Annotated in this window: 14 protein-coding genes and 1 other annotated feature; of the genes, 2 read left to right on the forward strand and 12 right to left on the reverse strand. The window is 39.1% G+C overall.

Annotation, left to right across the window (positions count from 1 at the left end; all coding sequences use genetic code 11):
- Positions 1-22: 22 nt before the first annotated feature.
- The 9 genes from BFJ97_RS24000 to BFJ97_RS06060 all read right to left on the reverse strand — a co-directional run bounded on the left by BFJ97_RS24000 (position 23) and on the right by BFJ97_RS06060 (position 9,424).
- Positions 23-460, reverse strand: coding sequence for a hypothetical protein (locus tag BFJ97_RS24000; RefSeq protein WP_139114383.1), 438 nt, complete (start codon positions 458-460; stop codon positions 23-25).
- A 175-nt stretch (positions 461-635) separates the two neighbouring features.
- The gene (locus BFJ97_RS06025; protein WP_068983739.1) at positions 636-1,148 is read right to left on the reverse strand and encodes an adenine phosphoribosyltransferase; all 513 of its coding nucleotides are present in this window, start codon (positions 1,146-1,148) and stop codon (positions 636-638) included.
- Between the two features lie 34 nt (positions 1,149-1,182).
- On the reverse strand, positions 1,183-3,501 hold the full coding sequence (gene recJ / locus BFJ97_RS06030) for a single-stranded-DNA-specific exonuclease RecJ (protein WP_068983740.1): 2,319 nt from the start codon (positions 3,499-3,501) through the stop codon (positions 1,183-1,185).
- A 144-nt stretch (positions 3,502-3,645) separates the two neighbouring features.
- A complete protein-coding gene (trpA, locus tag BFJ97_RS06035) occupies positions 3,646-4,437 on the reverse strand; it encodes a tryptophan synthase subunit alpha (protein ID WP_068983741.1) in 792 nt (263 codons plus the stop codon).
- Positions 4,437-5,645, reverse strand: a complete 1,209-nt coding sequence (gene trpB / locus BFJ97_RS06040) for a tryptophan synthase subunit beta (protein WP_068983742.1) — start codon at positions 5,643-5,645, stop codon at positions 4,437-4,439. The genes trpA and trpB overlap by 1 nt, the downstream gene beginning before the upstream one ends.
- Positions 5,645-6,259, reverse strand: coding sequence for a phosphoribosylanthranilate isomerase (locus tag BFJ97_RS06045; protein ID WP_068983743.1), 615 nt, complete (start codon positions 6,257-6,259; stop codon positions 5,645-5,647). The genes trpB and BFJ97_RS06045 overlap by 1 nt, the downstream gene beginning before the upstream one ends.
- Entirely contained in the window at positions 6,256-7,047 is a 792-nt protein-coding gene (gene trpC, locus BFJ97_RS06050) for an indole-3-glycerol phosphate synthase TrpC (RefSeq protein WP_068983744.1), read from the reverse strand. Before trpC ends, BFJ97_RS06045 begins: the two co-directional genes overlap by 4 nt.
- Positions 7,044-8,075, reverse strand: a complete 1,032-nt coding sequence (trpD, locus tag BFJ97_RS06055) for an anthranilate phosphoribosyltransferase (protein ID WP_068983745.1) — start codon at positions 8,073-8,075, stop codon at positions 7,044-7,046. The genes trpC and trpD overlap by 4 nt, the downstream gene beginning before the upstream one ends.
- Before the next feature lie 2 nt (positions 8,076-8,077).
- Positions 8,078-9,424, reverse strand: a complete 1,347-nt coding sequence (locus tag BFJ97_RS06060) for a chorismate-binding protein (protein WP_068983746.1) — start codon at positions 9,422-9,424, stop codon at positions 8,078-8,080.
- A gap of 282 nt (positions 9,425-9,706) precedes the next feature.
- Positions 9,707-10,015: a binding site (T-box leader), on the reverse strand.
- A gap of 319 nt (positions 10,016-10,334) precedes the next feature.
- Between BFJ97_RS06060 and BFJ97_RS06065 the strand changes: the two genes are divergently transcribed.
- A complete protein-coding gene (locus tag BFJ97_RS06065; protein ID WP_068983747.1) occupies positions 10,335-12,023 on the forward strand; it encodes a methyl-accepting chemotaxis protein in 1,689 nt (562 codons plus the stop codon).
- Between the two features lie 280 nt (positions 12,024-12,303).
- Here BFJ97_RS06065 and secDF read toward each other — a convergent pair whose 3' ends face one another.
- Both secDF and BFJ97_RS06075 read right to left on the reverse strand, forming a co-directional pair.
- Positions 12,304-14,571: a protein translocase subunit SecDF gene (gene secDF / locus BFJ97_RS06070; protein ID WP_068983748.1), complete on the reverse strand. Its 2,268-nt coding sequence runs from the start codon at positions 14,569-14,571 to the stop codon at positions 12,304-12,306.
- A gap of 346 nt (positions 14,572-14,917) precedes the next feature.
- Positions 14,918-15,226: a post-transcriptional regulator gene (locus BFJ97_RS06075; RefSeq protein ID WP_068983749.1), complete on the reverse strand. Its 309-nt coding sequence runs from the start codon at positions 15,224-15,226 to the stop codon at positions 14,918-14,920.
- Positions 15,227-15,319: 93 nt separating this feature from the next.
- On the opposite strand from BFJ97_RS06075, the gene BFJ97_RS06080 reads away from it, so the two are divergent.
- Positions 15,320-16,837: a putative polysaccharide biosynthesis protein gene (locus BFJ97_RS06080; protein WP_068983750.1), complete on the forward strand. Its 1,518-nt coding sequence runs from the start codon at positions 15,320-15,322 to the stop codon at positions 16,835-16,837.
- On the opposite strand, the gene BFJ97_RS06085 is transcribed toward BFJ97_RS06080, so the two are convergent.
- Positions 16,834-17,469, reverse strand: a complete 636-nt coding sequence (locus tag BFJ97_RS06085) for a DUF421 domain-containing protein (RefSeq protein WP_068983751.1) — start codon at positions 17,467-17,469, stop codon at positions 16,834-16,836. The two genes, BFJ97_RS06080 and BFJ97_RS06085, sit on opposite strands and share 4 nt — an antisense overlap.
- Between the last annotated feature and the right edge of the window lie 42 nt (positions 17,470-17,511).

Here is a 17,511-nt window from a genome sequence, read left to right on the forward strand (position 1 = left end):
TTAAGGGCTTCAACTCCAACTATTACTTCAATGAAATTTGATGTCTTATTAAAAAAATATGTCTTTTCGGCAAAAACGAGAGGTTGAAAATGTTTTTTGCGCAAAAGCAAAGCGGCGGAAATTCGGGTTTTCGTGGCGCTCCTTGATTGGTTAGCGACGCATTTTTATGTTTTGGCGGCGTTCCTTGCTTAGTTAGCGGCGCATTTTTATGTTTTGGCGGCGTTCCTTGCTTAGTTAGCGGCGCATTTTTATGTTTTAGCGGCGTTCCTTGCTTAGTTAGCGGCGAATTCCATCTGTGCGAAAGCGAAACGACAACGGAAACAAAATCGGTGGAACGGCTCGATGTTCCAAAATGCCGATCGCTGATAAAATGCCCGAAATCGCTGATAACAACATGAAAATCGCTGATAAAATGCCGAAATCGCTGATAACAACATGAAAACTCGATAATCAACTCCACGTTATGATGTTAGCATCTTCTTTATTTAATAACTTCAAAATCGACTTTATCGCTAAATGATAAGCATTCCATTTTCATTATATTTTCTCAATAGTTTTTATCAATTAACAAATTCACGCACAAAAAAAGCGCCACAAGGATGTGACGCTTTTTGCTTTCTTTACTAGAAACGTTATTAATATTCAATAAGTGTTTTTATGTTAATGTCGCCAATTTTTGCACGACCGTTTAGCTCTGTTAACTCGATAAGGAAGGCACAGCCAACAACCTGACCACCTAATTGTTCAACTAAACGCACTGTTGCTTCAATTGTACCACCAGTTGCAAGTAAGTCATCACAGATTAATACTTTTTGACCTGGTTTAATCGCATCTTTGTGCATTGTTAACGTATCTTTACCATACTCAAGACCGTAGTCAGCACTTATTACTTCACGTGGTAATTTTCCTGGTTTACGAACAGGTGCAAAACCAATTTCAAGCGCATAAGCAACCGGGCATCCGATAATGAAGCCGCGAGCCTCTGGACCTACTACAATTTCAGCACCTAGTTCTTTTGCGTAATCTACGATTTGATCAGTTGCATATTTGTATGCAGGACCGTTATCCATAATTGTTGTAATATCTTTAAAACTGATGCCCTCTTTTGGCCAGTTTTCAACCGTTGTTACGTATTGCTTTAAATCCATGTTATTGCTCCTCCTACGAAACCTATTTCGTATATTAATGTAATCGTTCATCAAACCATTGTTTTAATTCTATATAAGGGGCATATACTAGCTTTTGCTCCATTTCAATCTGTTCTGAACGCTGTTTGTAAGACGGTGCCTCTGTGAGTGCTTGTTTTGGGGCATTCACGTTGACAGTCGTCAGTCCACTCTCCATTCTAACAAAATCAAGCTCAAAAAACACCTGTGTCATAAATTTTAATGCATCTAATGGCCAACCTGTATGCTTCGCTAAATCATCCAAATGCATATTTAATGGAAAAGCAGGTCGATTTTTTAGAAACTTATAGTACCAAGAGAATTGCTCACGCGTTGGTAATCCATTGAAATACTGTGAATCCGGCATGTAAAAGTGTGCATAGATACGGGAAGGTGTTGTTTTCTGTAGTACATTTTCTAACATTCGAACATTTTGTGGCAAATCTAATAGTACGATATACTGGCTTTGATTTACATTTGAAAGCGTAGAATCAACTGCTAGAATCGGTACACCAATAAGTGACTGATAATAGGTAATCGTTTCTGGACGAAAGGCGATAAACGTTGCCTCTTCCTTTGGTACAGTATTTAACCAACGTGATGTTTGACGTATACCACGAATGTCAAATAATTGCCACTCTGTCGTTTGAACATCTTCTATCATAAATTGTGCCTTTTTACGTCCCTGCCATTCATTAATTTGTAAATCCCCTGTGAATGACACTTTTATTCCAAATGTTAGCTCGTCGTGTAGATGGCCCTTATTAAAACCGACACTATCTAATTTTTCATAGCCATCAGTTAGTTCCATTTTAATATGATTTTCAGCTGCTCCAATTTTACGCATGGAGGCGATTTCTACATCTTCAAGGACATAAACAGGCTTCGGAAAATCTGTACCAAATGGACCAAGTGTAGAAATCTCTTCAATCGCGTCTGCTGAGATTTCATCCATTTTTAGTGGTATATCAATATTAAGTACAGGTGTCAAATGCTCTTCTGATAAACAAGCCCTTGCTTGCGTATCTAAACGGGATCTCAATTCATCCACATGGTCAAGGGATAAGGTCATGCCGGCTGCCATAGGATGCCCACCAAAATGAGGTAATATATCGCGATTCTTCGCTAGTTCATTATACAAATGGAATCCTTCAATACTACGAGCAGAGCCTTTAGCTGTCCCTTTTTCATAATCTAGCGCTAATACAATTGTTGGTCGATAATATAACTCGACTAGACGAGATGCAACAATCCCAACTACTCCAGCATTCCAACCCTCTCCAGCAACAACTAAAACGAGTGATTCCCCAATTTTTTTGTCAGATTCAATGAGAGCAATCGCCTCATCTGTGATACTCTTTACAATATCTTTACGCTCGCTATTACATGCATTCAACTGTTTTGCTAATGCTATTGCCTTAGCATTATCCTCAGCCATTAATAGCTCTACACCCGGTGCTGCTTCTCCAAGTCGACCAACTGCATTTAAACGCGGTCCAAAATAAAAACCGATAGTTTCTTCGTTAATTTTAATTTGTTCTGCACTTGCCACTTCACACATTGCCTGTATCCAAGGGCTAAGTGATCGGCGCATTTCTTCTATTCCTCGTTTTACAAGGTAGCGGTTTTCATCAACTAATGGCACTAAATCCGCTACTGTTCCAACAGCAACAAATTCAATTAAGTGTGTTGGAAGTTCCCCGTATAGAGCGTGCGCTAACTTAAACGCTACACCCACACCTGCAAGCTCGCCAAATGGATAATGTCCTTCCGGTATACGCGGATGTAAAATTATATCTGCTGATGGTAGCTCATCACCCGGCTCATGATGATCTGTGACGATCACATCCATCCCTAGTTCCTTCGCTACACGAATCGGTTCAATACCTGAAATACCATTATCCACTGTAATAATTAGCTGAACACCTTCGTCATGTGCTTCGCGAAATAGCGCTTCATGTGGCCCATAGCCGTGAATAAATCGATTCGGTATTTTAAACGACACATCGGCACCTAGATCAAGCAGCACATTGAGCATTACTGTCGTGCTTGTGACACCATCCGCATCGTAATCTCCATAAATTAGGATTTTTTCTCCGTTTTCAAGTGCTTGCTCAATACGTGCCACAGCTTCTGTCATGCCATGCATTAAAAACGGATCATGAATACTTGCTTCTGTCATATTTAATAAGCTCTCTGCATGAGCAGTTGTTTCACAGCCTCGCGCTGCTAAAATTTTCGCTGCAATCGCAGAAAGTTGTAGGTCATTTTGTAATGTTTGTACAAGCATTGCGTCTGGACGCTCTACCTGCCATCTTTTTTTCGATAGAATCATCTTTTCACTTCCTTACGAAGGCTATTATACCGAAAATCTAGCTTGTCCGCACTATCCATCAGATTGATAGTTTTTCCCTTCCGATTCTAAATCCAATCCGTCATCAATACCTTTCTAACCGACTTACAAAAAAAGCCTACTCCATTAAAGAGTAGACTTCTCAAGGTCACCTTTTGAAGCGGACACTAATGCCTCCACCTTCGTTAAATTACCTTCATGTAAAGCTGTTACAATCGCGCTGCCAACGATGACACCATCACCAAGCGCCCCCATGCTTACCACCTGCTCAGGAGTCGATATTCCAAAGCCTGCAAGCACAGGTATATGACTAACTTCACGCAAGTGTGCAAAATGCCCCTTTAAATCATGAGCAAAGTTTGTGCGAGCCCCTGTAATTCCGTTTACTGTCACAGCATAGACAAAGCCTTGACTAGCAGCGGCAATACGTGCAATTCGTTCTGGAGGACTTGTTAACGATACAAGCTGGACAATATCGATACCATAAGGATTTAATGTTTCACGTAAAATGGTACTTTCCTCTAGTGGTACATCAGGGACGATTAACCCTTTGACGCCCCCCGCTACACAGGCTTCAGCAAATGCCTCTAACCCATACGCTAAAACAGGATTAAAATAAGTCATAACAACTAATGGAACATGAATTTCTTCTTTAAATGAAGCAAGTGTTTCGAAAACTTTACGTAAAGTTACGCCAGCCGCTAAAGCTCGTTCTCCTGCCTGCTCTATTGTCGGACCGTCCGCAACAGGATCAGTGAATGGAATACCCACTTCGATCGCCGTTACATCCATTTGCTGCAGCTGCAGGATCGTTGGCTTCAAAGTCTCCAGCCCCCCATCACCTGCCATAATGTATGGTATAAATGCTTTATTACCAGTGACTGTCGTTTGTTCGATTGCTTGCTGTAATGTTGCCATTATCTATCTCCTCCTAACGCTTTACGGACAGTATGAACATCCTTATCTCCTCGGCCTGATAAACATACAACAATGATGTCATCTGTAGACATTGTTTTTGCGAGTTTTGCTGTATAGGCAATAGCATGAGAACTTTCTAGCGCCGGTAGTATACCTTCTGTTCTACTTAGTAACTGCAAGCCCTCAAGCGCTTCACTATCTGTAATTGACTGAAATTTAGCACGCCCAATATCATGTAAATAACAATGCTCAGGACCCTTCCCCGGATAATCTAGTCCTGCTGAAATAGAATGTGCCTCCTGCACAAAGCCATTTTCATCTTGTAATAAATACATGTATGCACCGTGTAAAACTCCTAGCTGTCCACCAGCAATTGCCGCTGCATGCTTCCCTGTCTCAATGCCACTTCCCGCAGCCTCTACTCCATATAGCGCCACAGTCTCATCGTCGACAAAAGGATGAAACATACCGATTGCATTACTGCCACCACCTATACAGGCTACGACTGCATCTGGTAAACGTCCTTCCTTTTCTAAAATTTGCTTTCTAGTTTCTTCACCAATTACACGCTGGAAATCCCTTACGATTTTTGGGAACGGATGGGGACCTAACGCTGATCCCAAAATATAATGAGTGTCCTCAACATTTGTTACCCAGTAGCGAAGAGCTGCATTGACTGCATCCTTCAATGTTTTTGATCCTGTTTCTACAGACTCCACTTTTGTTCCAAGCAATTCCATGCGAAACACATTTAACTGCTGGCGCTCTATATCCTCGGCCCCCATAAAGACGACACATTCAAGATTTAGTAATGCACAAGCAGTAGCCGTTGCTACCCCGTGTTGCCCTGCACCTGTTTCAGCCACAATTTTCTTTTTACCCATTCGTTTTGCAAGAAGCGCTTGACCAATCGCATTATTTATCTTATGGGCTCCAGTGTGATTTAAATCTTCACGCTTTAAATAAATCTTTGCTCCGTCAAGCTCTTTTGTTAAATTTTCAGCGTAGTACAATGGTGTTTCACGACCAACGTATTGTTGTAAATAATAGGTAAGCTCATCTGTGAATAATGGATCTTTCATTGCCTCATCATAAGCTGTCTCTAGTCCTAACAAAGCTGTCATTAATGTTTCTGGAACATATTGTCCACCAAATTTTCCGTAACGACCTTCCTTCGAAGGAACACTATTTGCAATTGAATTCCCCATTATGCTCTTCCCTTCTTGACTGCGTGAATAAATGCATTAATTTTTGTTAAATCTTTTACACCGTCTGTCTCCACACCACTCGAAACATCTACCATATATGGCGACACAAGTGACACTGCCTCTTCAATATTCTCAACCTTTAAACCACCAGCTAACATTAACTTATCTTGCGGAATCCCTACCAATTCAAGAAGGTTCCAATCAAACGTATGACCACTACCTCCTTTAAAATCCGTCCCTGGAGCATCGAATAAGTAATAGTCCACATCATAATTAGCAGCTACCTGAACATCTTCAGCACAACGTACGGACAATGCTTTGATTGCTGGATAGCCTTGTTCATGAATAAAATCTGGTGTTTCCTCCCCGTGATATTGCACGTAATCTAAAGGGACGCTCTCCACTGCAGTTCTTAATTCTTGTGCGCTTGGATTGACAAAAACACCGATTTTTAAAATCCCTGCTGGCACATGTTTTGCTAATTGCTGAGCTTGTTCAATTGTCACTTGACGCTTACTAGGAGCAAAGACAAAACCAATTGCATCCGCTCCTGCCTTTATAGCTGCTTGCACATGGTGTTGTTCCTGCAGTCCACAAATCTTTACCTTTGTCATACAGTTGCTCCCACCTTATTTACCTGTAAACTTTGTAAAGCAGCTCCAACATCACCACTACGCATTAATGCTTCACCGACAAGTACACCACTAGCTCCCATAGATGCCACTGCTTTCGCATCTTCTTGTGTCCAAATACCGCTTTCACTGATTAATACCCGCTCCTCTTTGAACGGGAAAGCCTCAGCAATTTCACGAGTCCGTTCTAAGCTCACCTCAAAAGTGCGTAAATCTCGGTTATTGACGCCAATTAGCTTAGCTCCTACTGCAATAGCACGTTCAAGCTCCTCAAGGTCATGCACTTCAACTAACACCTCTAAATCCAAGCTTTTTGCATAGCTATACAAGTCACGTAATGCCTCATCTGTTAACGCAGCTACAATTAATAAAATAATAGATGCACCTGATGCCTTAGCAAATCGAATTTGCACACGATCAATTATAAAATCCTTACAAAGAAGTGGCGTTTGAACTGCATTCGCAACTGCTTCCAAATCATCAAAGGAGCCTTTAAAAAACTTTTTATCTGTTAAAATAGAAATTGCCGCTGCCCCTGCTTGTGCATAAATTTTTGCTTGTGCAACTGGATCTGCTCCTTCTGCAATTAGCCCCTTTGAAGGTGAAGCACGTTTCATTTCTGAAATAACCTGCAATGTTTCAGCTTTTCGCAATAGCTCAAATAGTAATGGACGCGGTTTTTCTATAAAATTTGCTAATGGATCGGGCTGTTCAAGTAAAGCACTAACTTCGATTTTTTTTTGTTTGAGAATTTTATTTAAAATATTCATTGTTGGACCTCCACTTCTTTAATGTTCTCACTATAAGCAACGACTGCCTCTAATTTTCGGCGTGCACGCCCGCTAAAAATACTATCCTTCGCCATTTCTACACCCTCTTTAACAGTTTCAGCAACACCATAGCTGAACAGCCCTATACCAACATTCAACAAAACTGTATCAAAGTAAGCACTTTGTTCTCCGGCTAATAATTTACGCATAATAGCAGCATTTTCATCTGCATTGCCTCCTCGAATAGCCTCTAACGGTGCATAACTAAGACCTGCATCCTCTGCGGTTAATGAAAATGGAATTAAGTCTCCCTTATCTACTAAGACAAACGTATTTTGACCTGCTAATGACGCCTCATCTAAACCTTGAGGCCCTGAAACGACCATTGCACGTTTCCGCCCAAGCATTTGTAAGACGGAGGCATATTCCATGACAAAATTAGGACGATTAATGCCCGTAAATTGTGTTGATAAAGGCACTGGATTTGTAAGTGGACCGACGAGATTAAAGATAGTTGGCTTGCCTAGTGCTCGACGAACCTCTCCAATTCTCTTTAATTTCGGATGCACATTTGGAGCATATAAAAAAGCAATCCCTTCTTTCTCTAACAGATCAACAGTTTGTTCAATGGCAATATTCGTATGAATCCCAAGTGCTTCTAAAACATCCGCGCTTCCCGATGCTGAAGAAATTTTACGATTTCCGTGCTTCGCCATTTTGACACCAGCCCCGGCTAGTACAAAGGCGGAAGCAGTGCTAATATTAAATGTATTGAGCCCATCGCCACCAGTACCGCAATTATCCATATATACGCCCGCTTTTGCTGGTACATCTAGTGCAAACGAACGCATAATAGTTGCTAATGCCGCTACTTCATGTGCAGTCTCACCTTTCACTGATATTGCCGTTAAAAAGCTTGCGATTTCTTCCTTTGGTGTATCATCATGGAAGATCCATTTTGCTGCCTGTAGCATTTCCTCATACATTAAATGCTCTCGCTGTTGTACTTTTTGACGAATATCTTCCATTACTAGTGACCTCCTGCTTTTTCAACTAATTGTAAAAACCCCTGTTCGTCCTCTTCTACTTGTTTTAAAACTTCCTTAACATTTGTGTATTTGGTTACCATTACAGCTGACTGCATATGCATCGTTTCATTTTCAAAGACAATGGATTTCCCTAGTAAAGCAAAATCAAGATGACCGTTAAAACCAATAAATCCGATAGCTCCTCTTAATATCTCAACGGTTTGACGATATTTCTTTGGAAGCCCTGTTGATGGTAAGGATGGTAACGTCGCAGCTAATACATCCAAAGCATGAAGCATCGGTAAAATTTGACCCTCGACTCTCGATGTCATGTGTAATGAATGCTTTGAACGCTCAATTCTCATCTCCTCAATGACTTGAATGGAATCTCGGAAGCACACGGACTGAAGCTCCTGTTGAACAGCAGATACAAGTACAGCATGTGACTTCCTAATATCTGTGTTGTTATATAGCTTTCGTTCATTTTCCAAATCTTCACTTTTTACGGAACCTCTAGGAAATGACCCCTCTGTTGGTGTTGCAATTACACGCTCATCTTGTACTCGAATTAGACTTTCGGGAGATGTTCCCAAAACAATATGATCCTCAAATTCTACATAATACATATAGGGAGCAGGATGTTTTTTACGCAATTGACGATATAAAGTGAAAGCATCCCCTTGTAAATTCGCTAACAAACGCTGTGACAGTACGACCCTTGTAATATCTTTATCCAAGGAAGCTTTGATAGATGTAAGGGTTGTCGCAAATTGTTCATTCGTTGTCGTTTCGAGCGGCTGATAACTACATGTTTTATCCTCATCCTCTCTGCCCTTTAACAGTTGCTCAGCCAGCTCCTCTAAATTTGGTTCTTTCTTTTCTGCATCAATATTCGTATGAATTAATGTAACTTCGTCTGTTATATGATCAAACACAATGACTGTCTCATACACATGGAAGTGCACTTCTGGTAACTGCACTTTATCCTGCGCAGTAGTTAATACCGACGTTGCCCTCTTACCAACAAAGCCTACAGCTCCACCGGAAAACGGGAATTGTGTCGTATTGGAGATACGTGGCATTAATCTCTTCAGTAAGACGAAAAGGTCGCCTTTATGCGTATACGTTTTTCCAGTCTTATATGAATATTCCTGAATCTCATCTCCAAAGCCTATATATGTTTTTCTTGGATTTGCACCGATAAAAGAAAAGCGTCCTGCTCCCTCATGCTGTGCCGAACTCTCTAGCAAAAATTTGTAATTGCCTTGTAAGCGTCTAAAAATTAAAATCGGCGTTAAAGAATCAGCATTAATGGTTTTCATTGTTGTTCTTGAACTCGTCGATAACATAATTATCAAGCTCCTTCTTTAATATTCCTAAATAGAATGTAAGACTTTTAAAGGTTTAGCCGCTGAATAGACGTTTGTTGAATAAAAGGCCCTACTTCAAATGTGGAGCGAGGCACAATGTAGCTTTCTCAATCTTTCATGCACCTGCCTTTCCGCCGACTGACTATCAAAGCTCCTCAGTTTGTTGCCACAAACACTATTAGGTCTTAACTTGCCGTTTTTCGACAGGAGACTCTGAGAAAAAATAAAAAAAGTCCTCTGCAAAAAGGATTTTTCCTAATTGCAGAGGACGATCATGACCGCGTTGCCACCTCATATTAGAGCATATTTGCTCTCCCTTATGTACTCAACCTTAGTTCGCCAGTTAAATTGACGTATCTTTTGGGTTAATGGCAAAAGATTTATCTAAGTGGAAGCACCTCCCTATAACGTGGGGAATCCGTTCGCTATCATCAATTTCGCCTTAGCGTAATTGCATCCTGATTAAGCGACTCTCATAAGTCCATTCACATAAGCTACAAATCAGTTTGCACCATCCACTGACTCTCTAAATTGCACACTTATGCTACTACTCTTATTCAACAATTTCTCAGCTATTCTCATCTAAACTCAGCTCATCTGTTCTAAGGCTGATCTCGCTCCCGAGACCTCCTAGCCTGTACCGAACAAAAAGTTAGCCTTATTTTATGCCATACTAGTAAAATTGTCAATTAATTCAGATAAAAATTGAGAATGTTAGAAAAATTCCATCGCTAACTACAGGAAAATTTAACCTTACTATTTTATGTAAAAGGGGATTAAAACTGCCTACTTTTGAGTATTTTTCAAGTATTGACCTAAAAAAAATATCAAGTTATATTAACTTTAGAACTTGGATTCTCTAATACAATTAAAGAAAGTAGGAACGAATATGTCCGTTCGTAAAAAACTAAATATTGGTTTTATTTCACTCACTTTTTTCCTTTTAGTGTCAAGTATTATTTCATTTATTCAATTTAAGTCGGTTGAAGGAGATATAGTAGAGGTACTTGATCACAGAATCGTGCAAATCCGATTAACAGAGAAAATACGACAGGAGCTTGCCTCACAAGGGCTATTTTTAAACGCTTATATTCTAAGTAATAAGGATGAAGAGACAAAAGAAACTTTAGATTATTATGAAAAAGTATTGCCCGAAACGATTAATGAACTTTCAGGCATTGTTCGTTCCGATTACACAAAAGATATTATGAAGCAAGTAACTGAATTACAGAAAGATTTACAAACAAGCTCTGATAAAGCTAGACAAGCATTCAATAATGGAAATACAGATTTAGCATTGTCATACATAAATAAAGAAGTTTCAAAAATCAGTGATGAAATTTACTTTCTAACTAGTGATTTATTAGATTATCATGATAAAAATCTTGAACAAGTCAAAACAAGTGTTGTTCAAACAGTTGCACGAGCTATTATTATTTCGATTGTCTTACTTTTTTTAAGTGCAATCGTTGGTTTTTATTTTATGCATTTTGTAAAAACTTCTATCACCACACCGCTTCTTAAAGTGATTGACGCAGCCGATACATTAGCAAAAGGCGATTTAACGATTGCTCAACTTGAACATAACGCTAAAGATGAAATTGGTACACTTGCAGTAGCAGTAAATAAATTAAAACAAAACTTATCTGTATTAATAAAAAATGTTCAGGACAACGCTATACATTTATCTGCTGCGTCTGAAGAGCTTTCCGCAAGCACAGAAGAAGTGACAGCAACTTCAAATGACATTACACATCGTGTACAAGATACGACAAATCATTTATCTTCAGCTGCTAGTGTCTCTCAGCAAAGTGCGATCGCTATGGATGAAACAGCTGCTGGTGTACAACGAATTGCTGAAGCTACACAAACTTTGCATCACAATGCCATGAATATGACACAACTTGCCCATACAGGAGGCAAAACGATTTCAACGGCTAAAGAACAGATGGATACAATTTCAGAGACTACTACTCAAATTGCCGATTTAACGCAGAAACTAAGTAAGCAATCTGAAGAAATTGGACAAATTACAAAAGTGATTACTACGATTACTGAACAAACAAATTTACTAGCACTGAATGCTGCCATCGAAGCAGCACGAGCTGGTGAGCATGGCAAAGGCTTCGCGGTTGTAGCAGATGAGGTACGAAAGCTTGCAGAGGAATCACATCAATCTGCTGGTCAAATTGTCGCTCTCACAAATGAAATTCAAACGGATACACGTAATGTGGCAGCTGCTGTTGATGCAGGATTAGCATCTGTCCAGGATGGCGTAGCGAAAATTCACGAAGCAGGAGATGCATTCTATTCCATTACAGAATCTGTTCAAACATTTACCGATCAAATCGAGGATATTTCAGCCACTTCAGAACAGATTTCAGCAAGTGCTGAAGAAGTAGCTGCCTCTGTAACAGAAATTGCAAATGGCTCGAGCGTTTCAGCGAGTAATGCACAAATCATCGCTGAAGCAGTAGATGAGCAGGCAGCAACCATGCAGCAAGTTAATGAGGTAGCGGAGGAGTTAAGCAGCAACGCTCAGCAGCTGCAGTCTTTACTACAACAATTTAAACTTTAATAGACCATTACAAAAGAAACTGTTGCTTTTCCGAAGAAAGCAAACAGTTTCTTTTTTTGTATTAAAAAGGTTCTGCATTAAATGTTGTGGATGAAGTAATCCGTCTGTTCAACTCTTCTATCCGTCGCTTTGCCTTTTCTATCCGTCACTTTGCCTTTTCTATCCGTCGCCTCGCCTTTTCTATCCGTCCATTTCAGCTCTTCATTCCCTCTCTATTATTTTCCATAAAAAAAACAGGGAAAGAAATATTTCCTTCCCTGTTTCGTATTATAAGCTGACGTTAAACAGTAGGTTCATCAGTTCCCCATTGTTTTTTCTCTTTTTTGTGGATTTGTCCATCTGATTTTTTCATTTCACGAACTTTTAATGAATACCAGATTTGTGCAGCGATACATATTGAAGAATACATACCTGTGATCAAACCAACTAATAACGCAATTGAGAAGTTTTGAATCGATGGTGCACCTAGAATAAGAAGTGCCACTGTAACGATAATAACCGTTAACACCGTGTTAACAGATCGACCCATCGTTTGACGAAGTGATTTGTTAACGATATCCGCTAATACTTCGCGGTCCTTAATTGTATCATATCGATTTAAGTTTTCACGCATTCGGTCAAATGTAACAATCGTATCATTAATAGAGTAACCGACAATCGTCAGTACAGCAGCAATGAACGTAATATCGACTTCTAAGCGCATAAAGCTAAATACAGCAACAATCAAGAATACGTCATGTATTAACGAGGCAATTGCCCCAACACCCATGCGCCACTCGAAACGAATTGCTACATAGATAATGATACCAATAGCCGCAATTGATAATGCTTTTATCGCATTTTTCGCAAGCTCTTTACCGACAGTAGGTGACACAGTACTTACCCCAGGTTCATGACCATATTTTTCGCCAGCTTCTTTTTTGATTTTTAAAATTTCTGCTTGTGAAAGATCATGTTTATAACGGATAACCGCTGAGTTACTCTTTTCACCTGTAAGAACGATATCTTCCGATGAGAAGCCAATGCTATCTAAATAATTTGATACTTCTTCCTTAGTTAAAGTTTGATCTGCTTCAATTTGAACACGTGTACCACTTGAGAAATCAATACCAAGGTTTAAGCGGAAAATACCTAGAACCACTAAACCAGACACTAAAATAGCTAATGAGAATGTATAGAATTTCTTACGGTTGTGCACAAAATCAAAACGATCAAATTTCGTTGATAAATCTAATGTACCGATATTTTCATCCAAGCTATGCTGTTTAGATTTTGCAATACCAAACCATGCTGAACTGTTGAAATATCCACTGTTGACAAGTAGTCCTAATAGTACTCGAGACCCCCAAACAGCTGTTAGGAAGCTGAGTAAAATACTGATAATTAAAGTTGTTGCAAACCCTTTAACTGAACTTGTCCCGAATTGGAATAGTACAGCTGCTGCTAATAATGTCGTTAGCTGTGCATCGATAATCGCTGATAGGGACTGCTTTGAACCAATCTGGAATGCTTGTTTCACCGAATAACCGACACGTAGTTCCTCACGAATACGTTCTGCCGCTAGAATATTCGCGTCTACCGCCATCCCTATACCAAGCACGATTGCTGCAATACCTGGAAGTGTTAACACTGCATTAATCCAGTCAAACACAACTAATACTAGGAAAGTGAAAATAGTAAGTGTAATGATGGAAATAAAGCCAGGTAAACGATAGTAGAATAGCATAAATAAGAAGATAATGACTACGCCGATAACACCTGCGAAGACTGTACTCTTCAATGCTTCATCACCGAATTGTGCACCAACTGAAGTAGAATACATTTCTGTAAGCTTAACAGGAAGTGCCCCAGCATTTAAAATACCTGATAAATTTTTTGTTTCGTCAACTGAGAAGTTACCGCTAATCATTACATCAGTTGTATTTAATGTTTGGGTAACTTGTGCAGCCGATGCATAACGAGGCTTCGCTTTTTGTGATTCAGCTTTATATGAATCAACACCCTCTTCAAAGTCTAACCAAATAACGAGTAAGTTTTCACCTGGTGGTTTCGCCGCAATCTTACTTGTAACATCGGCAAATTTTTTCGCATCCTTTAACGTTAGCGATACAATTGGACGATTTTGCTGATCAAATGAATCTTTAGCGCCACCTGGCTTTAAGTCATTACCATCTAGTAATACATTGTCATCGACATCACGAATTGTTAAATTCGCAGAAGTAGACAATAATTCACGTGCTGATTCTTGATCTTCGACACCAGCTAATTGCACACGAATACGATTGTTGTCTTCAACCTGAATGCTCGGTTCACTTACCCCGATCGCATTTACACGTTCACCAAGTGCTGTTGCAGTTGCTGTCATAACATCCTGTGTAATTTTTTGTCCTTCTTTTAATTCTGTTACCTCATAAAGAACCTCAAACCCGCCCTGTAAGTCAAGACCAAGCTTAATGTCCTTTAAGACGCCGCCTACAGTCGTACCAATGGTTGCTGTAAAGATCACCAAAAGCAGTACGAATGCAACTATACGACTTTTTAGTTTCATTTATAAATCCTCCTCGAATAGGTGTAAGAGCGTTCTTACACTACAAACAAGTATAATTGCAATTCCTTTTGAAACGTTTATTCCCCCTTTTCCTATAGAATAATGTAGCCTGTGCTTCAAAAGGATTACTCTACTTATTTCAATCGTTCATAACGCGCAAATTTATCCCTGTATGAATAGGTGTTAAGCCTCCAACTTCAGTTAAGAATCATAAGGAGGGTTTTCAGTAAAATTATTTTTACAAATAAAAAAAGCGCAACACACTCATTATGAAACACGTTGCGCTCGGTGTCAATTCAACACTTTTAGTATTCTATTATTATTTGACAAATTTCACATAGTCTTCTCAAATTTTAACCGGCCCAAGCAGCATTTTTAACTCTTCCGTATTCAATTCTGTAAACCAATCATTACTTTGTAAAAATTCTACTTGATTAAATGAGACAATATCAGACGGTGATATCGCAAAAATAGTGGCGATAATTTCATGTAAACGTAATTGCTCAATATTTTTTTTGCGCCATTTTTTCTCCACACAATAGCGCCATAGTTCTTCAGCGGTAATCGCATCGTATTGATAATATTTACACTCTTCTATCTTACTATCAATTGCAGGACGAATTTTTTCAAATAGTTGCTCATGTTGGATACTCATTTTGAATCATCTCCAATCAAAGTTGTATCGTAAGCCATGTTTGCATACAAATAGTGTAAATGAATTTTTGCGGCTTGAGAAGGGACGGATGGCATGAGTTCTTTTGTACGAGGTACACTATTTTTAATGTTTGTAATTTTTTTATCGAAACTCTTCGGCTTCTTTTATAGAATGCAATTTATGCGTATCGCTGGTGAAGAGGCAGTCGGCATTTATATGACCGTCTATCCAGCGTTCATTTTCTTCATCTCACTCATTCAACTTGGACTACCTATCGCTGTGGCAAAAATTGTAGCAGAATTACTAGCTAAAAACAAACGTGAAAGCATCTTTGGTGTTATGCGTACGGCTATTCTTTGGTCATTTATTGGAATGATCATCTTTATGCCGATTGTTGCACTTACAATACCATATATATCGACTACACTTTTACATAATGAACAAACAACATTCACGCTATGGATTGCACTTTTTGCCGTGCCAGTGTCAGTTGGCTCTGGGTTATTACGTGCTTATTTACAAGGCATCGCAAAAATTACACCTACAGCTTGGGCTCAAATGATTGAACAATTTATCCGCATTTGTTTTATCACATTTTCGCTTCCTTTAGTGGCTGCCTATAATAATGCTGCCGTTACAGCAGCTTCTGCCATGGGGATTACGCTTCTAGCTGAAGTCGTTGCTTTCTTGTATTTATGGTTGCATTATACTGTCTCAAAGAAAAAATTATTGACACGAAAAAGCAAAATCGAAGCTTATCCTGCCTCCCCGATGTTACGAATTGCCCTTCCTTCTGCAGGAAGCAAACTATTCGGATCTTTTACTTGGTTTTTAGAGCCCATAATTTTTTTAAAAGCTTTAACAATGGCTGGATTAACTGCTTCAGCAGCGACAATTTTATATGGGGTTATTTCAGGTGTATTAGTCCCTCTATTATTATTCCCAGCTTTTGTGTCTGTAGCACTTTCGATAGTCCTTATACCGGCTGTTAGTGACGCTGTTGCCCGTCAACATATACCGCTCCTACAGGAACGTATTTCTGTATCATTACGACTATCTTCCTTGGTAGGCTGTGTTGCCGCTACGTACTTTTTCGTTCATGGCGATGAATTAGCAGTGAAGCTCTTTCACCTAGAAGAAAATCGTGGTTATGTGAAAATATTAGCGCCTATTTTTTATTTTTATTATATTCAAAGTCCATTGCATTCGATCTTACAAGCAATTGGTGAAGCCCGTGCTGCCATGATGAACTCCATTTACGGTGGTCTTGGAAAGCTCTTTGTCATGTTCGTACTTGCTTCTCAGCCTGGTATACAGGAAAAAGGTGCCGTTGTAGCAATTGGCTTTGGTGTTTTACTAACTTCGTTTTTGCATATCGCAACAGTAAGACAGCGCAAAAATTTACGTGCCGGCTTTAGAATGTTTGTTGTTCCATATAGTTGCTTTATTGCTGTTTGTGTTACCCAGTATTTCCTGATGCAAATGTTGCCACTACCATTCATTTTAAGTAGCTGTGTGACCTTATTTTTACTATTTACATTTTTACTATTATCCAATCAGTTACGCATTACAGACTTGCGCTACCTTCGTAAGTTGGCCAAGAAAGTTTAATTTTCTTTCAACTGAATATGCAGCCGATTATCCTCCCAAACACAAAAAAATACAGTGCGACTATCTTGAATATTATTTTTAGCGAGTTCTGCCATTAACCAATCAATATCTTTATGCAATATTTTTAAATGTCTATCCTGAATATCACCATCAGTAATAAGTGGGTAAACAAATGCCTTTTCATCTTTTTTATAAACAGAAAGATTGCCTGAAGGCTCTAAATAGGCATAAGCAATATCTGTGACAGAAGCAGTACCATTTTCGCGTAGTTGTTGACATAAATCATCTAAATTATAGCGTTGCTTGCGCATTTCACTTTCTAAAAGGACACCATCTCTTATGAGTAATACTGGATCACCATCAACTAGGTCACGGAATTTTTTACTTTTTAGTGAAAAATACGCACTTGTTATTTGAATGAAAAATAATATGATGATTGGTAAAATTACATTAAATAAAGGACTTTCAAAGTCATCAAGCGCAAACGCTGCAACTTCAGCCATTAAAATGGATACGACTAAATCTATTACAGATAATTCGCCGACCTCACGTTTACCCATTAAACGAAAAATTATTAGGATAAACACATATAAAAAGCATGTTCTAAAAATAATCATTAAATAATCTTCCATGCAGTCACCCCCCATATTATCAAGGTGACCGTGTAAGTTACT

Origin of the sequence: Lysinibacillus xylanilyticus (genome assembly GCF_001708185.1) — a bacterium.
In the GTDB taxonomy this organism is placed as follows: Bacteria; Bacillota; Bacilli; order Bacillales_A; family Planococcaceae; genus Lysinibacillus; species Lysinibacillus xylanilyticus_A.

Coding starts and splice junctions, on each gene's coding strand:
- trpB (WP_068983742.1), bottom strand. CDS start 5,645: ATGGGGAATTCAATTGCAAATAGTGTTCCTTCGAAGGAAGGTCGTTAC.
- recJ (WP_068983740.1), bottom strand. CDS start 3,501: ATGATTCTATCGAAAAAAAGATGGCAGGTAGAGCGTCCAGACGCAATG.
- trpD (WP_068983745.1), bottom strand. CDS start 8,075: ATGGAAGATATTCGTCAAAAAGTACAACAGCGAGAGCATTTAATGTAT.
- trpC (WP_068983744.1), bottom strand. CDS start 7,047: ATGAATATTTTAAATAAAATTCTCAAACAAAAAAAAATCGAAGTTAGT.
- BFJ97_RS06060 (WP_068983746.1), bottom strand. CDS start 9,424: ATGTTATCGACGAGTTCAAGAACAACAATGAAAACCATTAATGCTGAT.
- BFJ97_RS06085 (WP_068983751.1), bottom strand. CDS start 17,469: ATGGAAGATTATTTAATGATTATTTTTAGAACATGCTTTTTATATGTG.
- trpA (WP_068983741.1), bottom strand. CDS start 4,437: ATGGCAACATTACAGCAAGCAATCGAACAAACGACAGTCACTGGTAAT.
- BFJ97_RS06045 (WP_068983743.1), bottom strand. CDS start 6,259: ATGACAAAGGTAAAGATTTGTGGACTGCAGGAACAACACCATGTGCAA.
- BFJ97_RS06025 (WP_068983739.1), bottom strand. CDS start 1,148: ATGGATTTAAAGCAATACGTAACAACGGTTGAAAACTGGCCAAAAGAG.
- BFJ97_RS06065 (WP_068983747.1), top strand. CDS start 10,335: ATGTCCGTTCGTAAAAAACTAAATATTGGTTTTATTTCACTCACTTTT.
- BFJ97_RS06080 (WP_068983750.1), top strand. CDS start 15,320: ATGAGTTCTTTTGTACGAGGTACACTATTTTTAATGTTTGTAATTTTT.
- BFJ97_RS06075 (WP_068983749.1), bottom strand. CDS start 15,226: ATGAGTATCCAACATGAGCAACTATTTGAAAAAATTCGTCCTGCAATT.
- secDF (WP_068983748.1), bottom strand. CDS start 14,571: ATGAAACTAAAAAGTCGTATAGTTGCATTCGTACTGCTTTTGGTGATC.